The sequence below is a fragment of the Paracoccus zhouxuedongae genome (genome assembly GCF_041927815.1).
Lineage (GTDB): Bacteria > Pseudomonadota > Alphaproteobacteria > Rhodobacterales > Rhodobacteraceae > Paracoccus.
The window spans coordinates 122,885-134,249 of sequence record NZ_JBHFHM010000006.1 but is presented as its reverse complement, the minus strand read 5'-3'; the positions used below and the strand labels follow the sequence as shown (position 1 = coordinate 134,249).

The following is an 11,365-nucleotide window of genomic DNA, read 5'->3' as shown; positions in this document are numbered from 1 at the left end:
GTCGCGATCCGGCACATGTCACCGCGCTATCTTCTGATATGGTCCGTCGCTCATCGGCGCGCTGCCGTTTCGTCGCGCGCCGCGATCCCACCTGTTCAGCGCCGGCGTCTGGCCGATCGGGGCGGTGATGAATCTTGTCGGCCTTGCGGCCCCGTTTTGCAGAGGTATTCGGAGGGTGTGAGGCCGCTGAGTGTGTCCGGTCGACAGGCGACGTTGCAGGCTGCCATGACATTTGCGTACTGTGTGCGCGGCTGTCGTCCTGAAAAAGCCTGACCGTGGCGTCCTTGATTGTCCGATTCAGCGCCATGACCCGACTGGTCCCGGGATACCCTTTGACTTGCTCGTTTTCCGATCCGCCGAACCCTATGGGTTGTCGGCTTGTTCAGGGGATGCTCGATCGCGTTGGTCCAGAAAATCATGTCGAAATGCTTTGGTTGAAGGTCGATCCTGTTCAGGTCGCCAGCCTGTTCCGCGAACTGGATGACATGATCGGTGATAACCGTGTGGACCGGATATGGCACGGCCGCGAGGATGCGCTGTAAAAATCCCCACGCGGTCTTCCTGTGAACCTTGTTGACGGGCCGAGGGACGGCGAACCTGGATGTCCGGTCGATTCAGACGAACGGGCAAGGCTTGCCCACAACCCTCTGCACCTCGGCAATATCGATGTGCAGGGTGCCGGTCCGGTAGTATTTACTTCCGGCGCCTCGGCTTCTCAGCTTCTATGTCCGGCCGGTGGCGAAAAGCCATAGCGCCGCGCGCATCGATGTCGTGCCGATCGTATCAAGTGAGGGTCGAGGCATTCGTCAGGCAGCACCAGTGGGCGTCTGGAAACGACGACTGCGCCCCTTTTTCCATTGGGCAGCACCACCGATCGGGTTCATGGGCCGTGGCTTTCACGTCTACGACCAACGCCCGCGTCCGCCATCCCGCCAGCGTCTTGGGGCTAACCCCCGTTTGCGGATCAGCTACGCGAGCGAGGCCCGCAATCGCTGGATTGCGGGGCTGGTGGCGTGCGAGGTCGCGGCGCTTCCGTGGCAAACTTGTTTGGCCGTGCCGCCGCGCATTCCTATGAGAAGATCGCACCATCAAATCGTGGGATCAAACACCTCTGCCCAGTCCGGTGCCCAAGGCCAGCTTTGCGTAATCGGCTGCCGGTGCCCGCGCGCGGACCGCTCCGCATCCTGCAACGGTGGATGGGCGCAGATGCCGACATCCTGCCCGGCAAGATCGGCAGTTCCGGTCGCCCGACCGAGGTGAAGGCCGCAACCCAGGGATTTGTGGGTGAAACTGCGCCCCGTCGTCCCGGGGTGAGGCGGCGCGATGGGCGTCGGGGCAGCCCTTGTCACATGGTCGGTCCGCGCGACCGCATGTGGGCGCGCCGCCCGGCCAAGGGCGGGTAGATCGGGAACATTCGTGGGCCGCCAACGCCGCACCCACTGGGCGCGGCATCCTGCGGCGGTGGATTGGCGCTGGTGCCGCACCCTGTGGGACATGATCCGCAGTCCGCTTGCCGAAACGGGCGCAATTTCGGGACGGTTCGCGGCCTCCCGCTGCCCATCCCGCGCCCTGACGGCACTCCATTGCGCGTCGGTGGATGGCCGCAAATGCTGCATCCTGCGGCAGGATCGGCAGTTCGGCGCGCCCGACGATGATGAACTGCGCAGCCGCACAACCTGCTGTCAACCGGACACCTGCACGCCACAGGGTGACGCGGCGCCATCGACGCCGGGCCATGCCGCGCCCCCTGCGGCAGTCCCATCAGACATAGCGCGCCCAGGCCCCGCGGCTTCGGGACGCGCGGCGGCCTTTGCCGGACCCTGCACCCCAATATTGCCGTGGAAGGGCCGTGGAAAATCCTTTAGACACGCGACAAACCGCGATTTTCCGCGCCCACCTTCAGGCAAGGGTTCTGTTCGCCGATGGCAAGCCTCAACGATATCCGCTCGACCTTCCTCGATTTCTTCCAGCGCAACGGCCATACGGTTGTCGACTCCAGCCCGCTGGTGCCGCGCAACGACCCGACGCTGATGTTCACGAACTCGGGCATGGTGCAGTTCAAGAACGCCTTCACCGGCGTCGAAAAGCGCGATTACGTCCGCGCCACCACCGCGCAGAAATGCGTGCGCGCGGGCGGCAAGCACAACGACCTGGACAATGTGGGCTATACCGCGCGCCACCATACCTTCTTTGAAATGCTGGGCAATTTCAGCTTTGGCGACTATTTTAAGGAAGGCGCGATCCCCTTTGCTTGGGAACTGCTGACCCGCGATTTCGGCATCCCGAAAGACAAGCTGCTGGTCACCGTCTACCATACCGACGATGAGGCGGCGGATATCTGGAAAAAGGTCGCGGGGCTGTCGGATGACCGCATCATCCGCATCCCGACCAGCGACAACTTCTGGCAGATGGGGCCGACCGGTCCCTGCGGCCCCTGCACCGAGATCTTCTTTGACCACGGCGATCACATCTGGGGCGGCCCGCCCGGCAGCAAGGATGAGGACGGCGACCGGTTCATCGAGATCTGGAACCTGGTGTTCATGCAGAATGAACAATTCGCGGATGGCAGCATGCGCGCGCTCGACATGCAGTCGATCGACACCGGCATGGGGCTGGAACGGATCGGCGCGCTGTTGCAAGGCAAGCACGACAATTACGACACCGATCTGATGCGGGCGCTGATCGAGGCCTCGGCCCATGCCACCAGTTCCGATCCCGATGGGCCGGGCAAGGTGCACCACCGGGTGATCGCCGACCATTTGCGCTCGACCAGTTTCCTGATCGCCGATGGGGTCATGCCCTCGAACGAGGGGCGCGGCTATGTGCTGCGCCGGATCATGCGCCGCGCCATGCGGCATGCGCATATGTTGGGCGCGACCGATCCGGTGATGCACAAGCTGGTGCCGGCCCTGGTGCGGCAGATGGGGGCGGCTTACCCCGAATTGACCCGCGCCCAGGCGCTGATCGAGGAAAGCCTGCGCGCCGAGGAGACCCGCTTCCGCACCACGCTGGACCGTGGTCTGCGGCTGCTGGATGACGAACTGGCTGATTTGCCCGAGGGTGCGGCGCTGCCCGGCGCGGCGGCCTTCAAGCTGTATGACACCTATGGTTTCCCGCTGGACCTGACGCAGGATGCGCTGCGCGAAAAGGGCCGCAGCGTCGATACCGCCGGTTTTGACGCCGCCATGGCCGAACAAAAGGCCAAGGCGCGCGCCGCCTGGGCCGGCTCGGGCGAGGCGCAGGATGCGACGATCTGGTTTGAGCTGGCCGAAAAGCACGGCACCAGCGAGTTCCTGGGCTATGACACCGAAACCGCCGAGGGGCAGATCCTGGCCCTGGTGCGCGACGGCGCCGAACAGGCCAGCGTGACCGGCGGCGCGGTGCAGATCGTCACCAACCAGACGCCGTTCTATGCCGAATCCGGTGGTCAGGTGGGCGATGCGGGCACGATCCGCACCGAAACCGGCCTTGCGCATGTCACCGATACGCGCAAGGCGGGCGGCGTCGTTTACCATGTCGCCACCGTGACCGAGGGCACGATCAGCGCCGGTCAGGCCGCGAAGCTTGAGGTGACGCACGCCCGCCGTCAGGCGATCCGCGCCAACCACTCGGCAACCCACCTTCTGAACGAGGCGCTGCGCCGCCATCTGGGCGATCACGTCGCGCAGCGCGGCAGCCTGAATGCCGATGACCGGCTGCGGTTCGACTTTGCCCATGGCAAGGCGCTGTCGCCCGCCGAACTTCTGGCGGTCGAGACCGAGGTGAACGACTTCATCCGCCAGAACGGCACGGTCGAAACCCGCCTGATGACCCCCGATGACGCCCGCGCGATGGGCGCGCAGGCGCTGTTTGGCGAGAAATACGGGGATGAGGTGCGCGTCGTCTCGATGGGTCGCGCGGCCAATTCCGGCAAGGGCAGCGACGGGGCGACCTATTCGCTGGAACTGTGCGGCGGCACCCATGTCGCGCGTCTGGGCGATATCGGCGCCTTTGCCATTCTGGGCGATGCGGCCTCGGCGGCGGGCATCCGGCGGATCGAGGCGCTGACCGGGCAGGCCGCGCTGGACCATCTGCGGCGTCAGTCCGACACGCTGGCCGAGATCGCGGGCCTGCTGAAGGCGCAGGCGGGCGATGTCGTCGCCCGCGTCAAGGCACTGGCCGATGACCGCAAGGCGCTGAGCAATGAGGTGGCCCAGCTGAAGCGGCAACTGGCGATGGCGGGTGGCGGCACGGATGAAAAGCCGCGCGATATCAATGGGATCGCCTTCCTCGCCAAGCGTGTCGATGGCGTGTCGGGCAAGGAGCTGGCGGGCCTTCTGGATGATCTGCGCAACCGTCTGGGTTCGGGCGCGGTGCTGGTTCTGGCCGAGGCCGAGGGCAAGGCCACTGTCGGTGCGACGCTGACGGCGGACGTGGCAGGTCGGCTGAACGCGGTCGAGATGGTGCAGGCGGCGACCACCGCGCTCGGCGGCAAGGGCGGTGGTGGCCGCCCCGACCGGGCACAGGGCGGCGCGCCCTCGCTGGCCGATGCGGATGCGGCGATTGCCGCCGTGGCCGCGCTGATCGAAGGCGCGGCGTGAGCGCGCTTTGGATATCACATGTGCGGGTCAGCGATGCCGAGGCCTTCGGGCGTTACGCAAAGCTGGCCGGCCCCGCGATCGCCGATCACGGCGGCGTCTTTCTGGCGCGCGGCACCCCCCACCTGACGCTGGAAGGGCCGGGGGCCGATCGCCATGTCGTGATCCGCTTCCCCAGCCTCGCGGCGGCCGAGGCCTGCTATCGCTCGCCCGCCTATCAGGCCGCACTGGCCCATGCCGTTAGCGCGTCCGACCGCCATCTGGTGATTGTCGAGGAAAACCCGGCCACCTGAAAAACCCGTGAGACGTCGCCAAAATTGGTGACGTCTTAACTTTTTTGTCCTATGCGTCAGAAAAGCGTCACGAAAAGGCGCGCAACGGAAATGGGGCAGGGCATGTGCCGCTGGGCCGCCTATATCGGGGCACCGATCTATCTGGAAGATATTGTCAGCCGCCCGGGGCATTCGCTGGTGCGCCAAAGCCAATGCGCCACGCAATGCCACACCGCGACCAATGCCGATGGCTTCGGCCTGGCCTGGTATGGCGACCGACCCGAGCCCGGCCTTTACCGTGACGTGATGCCCGCCTGGTCGGACCCTAACCTGCGCAGCCTGACCGCGCAGGTGAAATCCGGGCTGTTTCTGGCGCATGTGCGCGCCTCGACCGGCACTGCGACCAGCCGCAACAATTGCCATCCCTTCGTCGTCGGTCGCTGGGCCTTCATGCACAACGGCCAGATCGGCGGCTATGAAAACTTCCGCCGCGACGCGGAAATGCTGATCCCCGACGCGTTGTATCCGCATCGCAAGGGCGCCACCGACAGCGAGGCGCTGTTCCTGGTTGCTTTGGGCGAGGGGCTTGAGGATGACCCGCTGGGCGCCATGGCCCGCGCCACCGCCCGGTTCGAGGCGCTGTCGCGCGCCAAGGGCTGCGCCCCGCATGTGCGCCTGACCTGCGCCTTTTCCGATGGCCAGCGGCTGTATGCGATCCGCTATGCGACCGACGATCTGGCACCGACGCTGTATCACCGCTGGTCGGTCAATCGCGGCGGCCATGCCGTCGTCTCTGAGCCGCTGGAACAGGATGAAGCCGATTGGGTCGAGGTTCCCCGTGCCAGCTTCTGCCGGTTCGAGGCCGGTCAGGTCCAGATCAACGACTTCGCCCCGAAGCTGCCCGCGATGGCGGCCTGAGGGAGTCGGATCGTATTTCCCCGCCTTACGGAAGCTGGATGTGTTGGCCCCCGACGTTGGTCGGTAGATTGATAGCAGGTGCCCGGTTGCAACCGCTTGCCGCCGGTGAGGCGGGGCCGCAGCGCGACATCTGTGCTGCACCGCGGACATGTGCCGCGCAGTCTTCTCTGCAAAGCTCAGGTGTGAGGGGGCTGTTCGCAACGCGCATGTCGGCGATGCGCATCGGCCCTCAAAGCTCGACACCCCGGACCGAAGACCGCGACCTGCGACGGCGAGACATGGCCGCAACCCGCCAGTGCGATGGCGCAACACCGTGATGGTAAGATGTGCCGACCCCAACGTTGCCGCACCTCAAGAGCGCGGTTGTGGCGGCCCCGCTGGACCGCAGCGCCGTCGATCCGCCATCGGCATCGGGTCATGCGGCGGCTGTGTCAGCGACAGGCTGGCCCACCGCGCAGCCCACCCTGCCGCAGGTTGAGACTGTTTCAGTTGCACGCGCAGCGGTTCGCGCCCCTCGGAACGCCCCCCCCAACGACCGCGACATCGCCACGCGGCGACAACTCGACCGCGCGGTTCTTCCGGCGCTCTGCTGGCCCACCGCGCAGTCCACCCTGCCGCGGCGAAAGGCGGGTAAAGCCTCTCGCGCAGCAGGTCGACCGTTTTGAACGCCCCTGGGCTGACCCAGCCAATTCCCCACCACACGACCTTGTTGCGCCCCCCTTTTTGCGCCGTTCCGCTAGCACGTCGCGCGGTTGGCCCTGCCAATGCCTTGCCTTGCACGACAGGCTTGGGCGGGGCAGGGGAGCAGCAGCCAAGCCCGCTGCGGCACAGGCGGCCTCTCCACCGTCGCGGCAGGCTGACCCACCTGACGACCTAAACACTCACCGCCCGAACCTCGCTCAGCCGCCCCGCCCGTGGCTTGCTGCCACCTCAGCCGCCGCAACCCAATCAGCCGCGACACGCAGGTCGGCTTGCAGTTCGGCCTGCATCCGCGCGGCGGCCTCGGTATCGGGCTGGCGCAGGATGGCGGATGGGTGCCAGGTCAGCAGCACCGCGCCGCCGTCCAGCGCGGTCTCGATCCGGCCGCGGCGCGCGCCGATCTGGCCCGCGCGGTCGGTCAACGCGCGCGCGGCGCTATTGCCAAGCGCCAGCGTCAGGCGCGGCGCGATCAGGCGGCGCTCAGCGTCCAGCCACCAGCGGCAATGCTCGATCTCGGACCTTGTGGGGGTCTGGTGCAGGCGCTGCTTGCCCCGCGGCACGTGCTTGAAATGCTTGACGGCATTGGTCAGCCAAAGGTCCGTGCGGTCGATCCCGGCGGCCGCCAAAGCGCGGTCGAACACCTGCCCGGCAGGGCCGACGAAGGGCTGGCCAATCCGATCCTCATGATCGCCGGGCTGTTCGCCCACCACCATCAGCCGCGCCGCCGGATCGCCCGCCCCGCAGACCGCCTGAGTGGTGCCCGCGCAGCAGCCGCAGGCCCGACAGGCGGCAATCTGCGCGGCGAGGCCGGGCAGCGTCTGGGCCGGGGCGGGGCGGGTATCAGCGCGCGGGCGGGCGGGCAGGTCGGCGCTGTCGGCCATGGCGCGCAGCCGCGCCTCGGCCCCGGCGATCAGGTCGGGGATCGCGGCGGCCTCGGGCATGTTGGCCCAGAACCGTTGCGGCATATGGCTGCGCATCACCCCGGGATTGACGCGGGCGGGGTTGAAGATGTGGCTGAAATAGGTCGTCCACAGTTCGGCCGTCGCGTCCTGCGGCAGGGAAGGGCGCGCGCCGCCGGGACCGAAGCTCAGCCGGCCGTCGCGGAAATCGGCGCGCGCGTCCGGGGTCAGGATCGTCCAGTCCATATCGGTAAAGCGGTTGCGAAAGAACGGCGTGGCGGGCTCCAGCACGAAATGGTCCGGCTCATACCAGGCGGCAAAGGCACGACGGGGGCTGTCGCCTTCGACCTCATGAAAGCGCAGAAAGGCGTGCATGTGGTGAATGTCGCGCCGCACCGCCTGCGCCATGACGCGCAACCGCCGCAGGCCCGGATCGGCGCTGTCAGCCATCAGCCGGGGCTGGCCTTGCAGCCGCCACAGCATCGCATAAAGCAGGCCAAAGCGCGCCGGGTCGCGGTGACAGGCGACAAGTCGGGCCAGATCGACAAAGGCCGCCGGAACGCGCACCTCGGCCATCGGGGCCGCGGGCGGGGCCTGGTCGAACAGGCCTGGCGCTGCATCGCCCGACCGCCAATCGACATCGCCGGGCGCCACACCCCGCGCCAGCAGATCGCGCGCCGCGTCGCGCCAGGGCTGAAACCCGGCGGATGCCGCCAGATGAACCGCGATCACAGCAGCACCAGTTGCTCGGGTGGTGGGGCGAAGCGGGCGCGCAGATCGGCGCTGTCGGTCAGCCCGCCGGGCGACCAGCCCGCGCAGGTGACAAAGGGCCGCGCCTGTTTCATCCGCGCGCCAATCCGCACCAGATCGTCGTAGCCGATCCGCCGCGCCCGGCGCGCCGACAGGATGTGGTCGACGGTGCGCACCCCGAAGCCCGGCACCCGCAGCAGCATCTCGCGCCCCGCGCGGTTCACATCGACCGGGAACAGCCCGCGATGCGCCAGGGCCCAGGCCAGTTTCGGGTCGATTGCCAGATCCAGCAGGCCCTGCTCCGGCACGATCTCATCGACGCCGAAGCCGTAGAACCGCATCAGCCAATCGGCCTGATACAGGCGATGTTCGCGCATCAAGGGCGGCTTGATCGCGGGCAGAAGGGCCGAGGCCTGCGGGATCGGCGAAAAGGCCGAGTAATAGACCCGCTTCAACCCGAAGCCGCCATAAAGGCCCGATGCCGTGCGCAGGATCGCCCCGTCGCTGGCCCCATCCGCGCCGACGATCATCTGCGTCGACTGCCCGGCGGGGGCAAAGCGCGGCGGGCGCTTGCCAGTATGGCTGCGATCGGCGGGGCCTTCGCGGCGGGTCTTCACCTGACCCATGGCGGCGCGGATCGTGGCGGGCTTCTTTTCCGGCGCGAGCCGCGCCAGCGAGGCTTCGACGGGCAGTTCGACATTGATCGACAGCCGATCCGCCCACAGCCCCGCCTGATCGATCAGATCGGGGGCGGCATCCGGGATGGTTTTCAGATGGATATAGCCGCGAAAGCCGTGATCCTGACGCAGGCTGCGCGCGATGCGCACCATGTCGGCCATCGTGTCGTCAGGATTGCGGATCACGCCCGAGGACAGGAACAACCCCTCGATATAGTTGCGCCGGTAAAACTCCAGCACCAGCGTCACCACCTCATCGACGCTGAAGCGGGCGCGCGGCGTGTTCGAGGTCACGCGGTTCACGCAATAGGCGCAATCATAGATGCAGTGATTGGTCATCAGGATCTTCAGCAGGCTGATGCAGCGCCCGTCCGGGGTGAAGGCATGGCAGATGCCCGCCCCCGTCGTCGACCCGATCCCGCCGCCGCGCGCATCGCGCCGCTGCCCCCCGCTTGAGGCGCAAGAGGCATCGTATTTCGCCGCATCGGCGAGAATCGCAAGCTTGTCCTGAAGGGTCATCCGTGCCATGACCCCAATCTATGTTCTTCTAATGTTCCGTTCCAGCTTCTTTCTTGCCCACATACGCAAATCCGCCGATCACACCGGCGCGGGGCCGGGGAAGTGGCAGGCGACCTGGTGGCTGGCGCCCTCGAGCAGCGGCACCTCGGTCGCGCACAGGGGTTGCGCGCGCGGGCACCGGGTGCGGAACACGCAGCCCGATGGTGGCGACATGGGCGATGGCAGATCGCCATCCAGCCGGATCACCGCCTTGGCGCGTTCGATCGCCGGGTCGGGGATCGGCACCGCCGACAGCAGCGCCTGGGTATAGGGGTGGCTGGGCGCGTCATACAGATCAACCTTGTCGGCGATCTCCATCGTGCGGCCCAGATACAGCACCATCACCCGGTCGCTGATATGTTTCACCACTGACAGGTCATGGGCGATGAAGATCAGCGCCATCCCCATCTCTTTCTGAAGGCCTATCAGAAGGTTGATGATCTGCGCCTGGATCGAGACATCCAGCGCGCTGACCGGTTCGTCGCAGATGATCAGCCGCGGCCGCACGATCAGCGCGCGGGCAATGCCGATCCGCTGGTTCTGCCCGCCCGAGAACTCATGCGGATAGCGGTTGATCATGTTCGGCAAGAGGCCGACCTTGGCCATCATCTCCTGCACGCGGGCCTTGACCTCGGCGCGCGGGGTCTTGGGGTAGTGGGTCAGCAGCGGTTCAGCGATGATCTGGCCCACGGTCATGCGCGGGTTCAGGCTGGCCAGCGGGTCTTGAAACACCATCTGGATGTCGCGGCGATAGCGCAGCATCTGGCGCGGGGTCAGCGACAACAGATCGGTTCCGTCCTCCCACACCGCCTTGCCGGTGGCGGGGACCATCTGGATGATGGCGCGCGCCAGCGTCGATTTGCCCGACCCGGATTCGCCCACGATCCCCAGCGTCTGGCCGGGCATCAGGGTAAAGTTCGCGCCGGTTACGGCATGCAGCAGGCGGCGCGGCGTCCAGGGCAGGTCGCCCTCGCGGCGGATGTCGAAGGTCACGCGCAGGTCGCGCACCTCAAGCAGCGGGCGGGTCATGCGGCACCTTTGGTCAGGTTCAGGAAGTCATCGACCGGCAGATGGCAGGCACGGCGGCGGGCGGGGGGGATGTCGTCCAGCGGCGGCATCACGGTTTCGCAGACCGGGATGCGCAGGGCGCAGCGCGGCGCGAACGGGCAGCCGGCGGGCGGGCGCGTCATGTCGGGCGGGCTGCCGGGAATGGCGGACAGATCCTCGCCCATCTGGTCGACGCGCGGGATCGCGGCGAGCAGGCCGTGGGTATAGGGGTGCAGCGGCTGGCCGAAGATCGGATCGACCGGCGCCTGTTCCATGATCCGCCCGCCATAAAGCACGGTGACATGTTCGCACGACCCCGCGACCACGCCCAGATCATGCGTGATCAGGATCATGGCCATGCCGAAGTCGCGTTGCAGATCGGCCAACAGCTCCATGATCTGCGCCTGCACGGTCACGTCCAGCGCGGTCGTGGGTTCGTCCGCGATCACAAGTTCGGGCCGGCACAGCAGCGACATGGCGATCATCACCCGCTGCCGCATCCCGCCCGAAAACTCATGCGGGTAAAGGCTGACGCGGGCTTTCGCATCGGGGATCTTGACCGCATCCAGCATCCGCGCGCTTTCCGCCACCGCGGCGCGCCGTGACATGCCCTTGTGCAGCACCAGCACCTCGGCCATCTGGTCGCTGACCCGCATATAAGGGTTCAGGCTGGTCATCGGATCCTGAAAGATCATCGCGATCTTTTGCGCGCGGATGCGGTTCATGACCGAGGGCTTGGCGTTCAGGATGTTCTGCCCGTCGAACCGCACCGCCCCCGAAGCCACGCCGTTGCGCGCCAGAAGCCCCATGATCGCAAGCGCGATCTGCGTCTTGCCCGAGCCGGATTCGCCCACCAGCCCCATGGTCTGCCCGCGATCCAGCGTGAAGCTGACGTCGTTGACCGCCTTGACCTGCCCATCCCCGGTCTGAAAGCGCACGTTCAGACGGTCGATTTCCAACAATGCCAT

7 protein-coding genes are annotated in these 11,365 nt (G+C 66.9%); 3 read left to right on the top strand and 4 right to left on the bottom strand.

Features of this window, described 5'->3' with window-relative positions:
• Positions 1–1,922 precede the first annotated feature (1,922 nt).
• The 3 genes from alaS to ACEYYA_RS09065 all read left to right on the top strand — a co-directional run bounded on the left by alaS (position 1,923) and on the right by ACEYYA_RS09065 (position 5,767).
• Positions 1,923–4,580: an alanine--tRNA ligase gene (gene alaS / locus ACEYYA_RS09075; RefSeq protein ID WP_374799816.1), complete on the top strand. Its 2,658-nt coding sequence runs from the start codon at positions 1,923–1,925 to the stop codon at positions 4,578–4,580.
• The gene (locus tag ACEYYA_RS09070) at positions 4,577–4,870 is read left to right on the top strand and encodes a DUF1330 domain-containing protein (protein ID WP_374799814.1); all 294 of its coding nucleotides are present in this window, start codon (positions 4,577–4,579) and stop codon (positions 4,868–4,870) included. Before alaS ends, ACEYYA_RS09070 begins: the two co-directional genes overlap by 4 nt.
• Positions 4,871–4,972: 102 nt before the next feature.
• Positions 4,973–5,767 carry a class II glutamine amidotransferase gene (locus ACEYYA_RS09065; protein WP_374799812.1) on the top strand — a complete coding sequence of 265 codons (795 nt, stop codon included), beginning with the start codon at positions 4,973–4,975 and terminating at the stop codon, positions 5,765–5,767.
• An 899-nt stretch (positions 5,768–6,666) separates the two neighbouring features.
• On the opposite strand, the gene ACEYYA_RS09060 is transcribed toward ACEYYA_RS09065, so the two are convergent.
• The 4 genes from ACEYYA_RS09060 to ACEYYA_RS09045 all read right to left on the bottom strand — a co-directional run bounded on the left by ACEYYA_RS09060 (position 6,667) and on the right by ACEYYA_RS09045 (position 11,365).
• Positions 6,667–8,097, bottom strand: coding sequence for a UdgX family uracil-DNA binding protein (locus ACEYYA_RS09060; RefSeq protein ID WP_374799810.1), 1,431 nt, complete (start codon positions 8,095–8,097; stop codon positions 6,667–6,669).
• Positions 8,094–9,311, bottom strand: a complete 1,218-nt coding sequence (locus ACEYYA_RS09055; RefSeq protein ID WP_374800021.1) for a putative DNA modification/repair radical SAM protein — start codon at positions 9,309–9,311, stop codon at positions 8,094–8,096. The genes ACEYYA_RS09060 and ACEYYA_RS09055 overlap by 4 nt, the downstream gene beginning before the upstream one ends.
• A 78-nt stretch (positions 9,312–9,389) precedes the next feature.
• The gene (locus ACEYYA_RS09050) at positions 9,390–10,379 is read right to left on the bottom strand and encodes an oligopeptide/dipeptide ABC transporter ATP-binding protein (RefSeq protein WP_374799808.1); all 990 of its coding nucleotides are present in this window, start codon (positions 10,377–10,379) and stop codon (positions 9,390–9,392) included.
• A complete protein-coding gene (locus tag ACEYYA_RS09045; protein ID WP_374799806.1) occupies positions 10,376–11,365 on the bottom strand; it encodes an ABC transporter ATP-binding protein in 990 nt (329 codons plus the stop codon). The genes ACEYYA_RS09050 and ACEYYA_RS09045 overlap by 4 nt, the downstream gene beginning before the upstream one ends.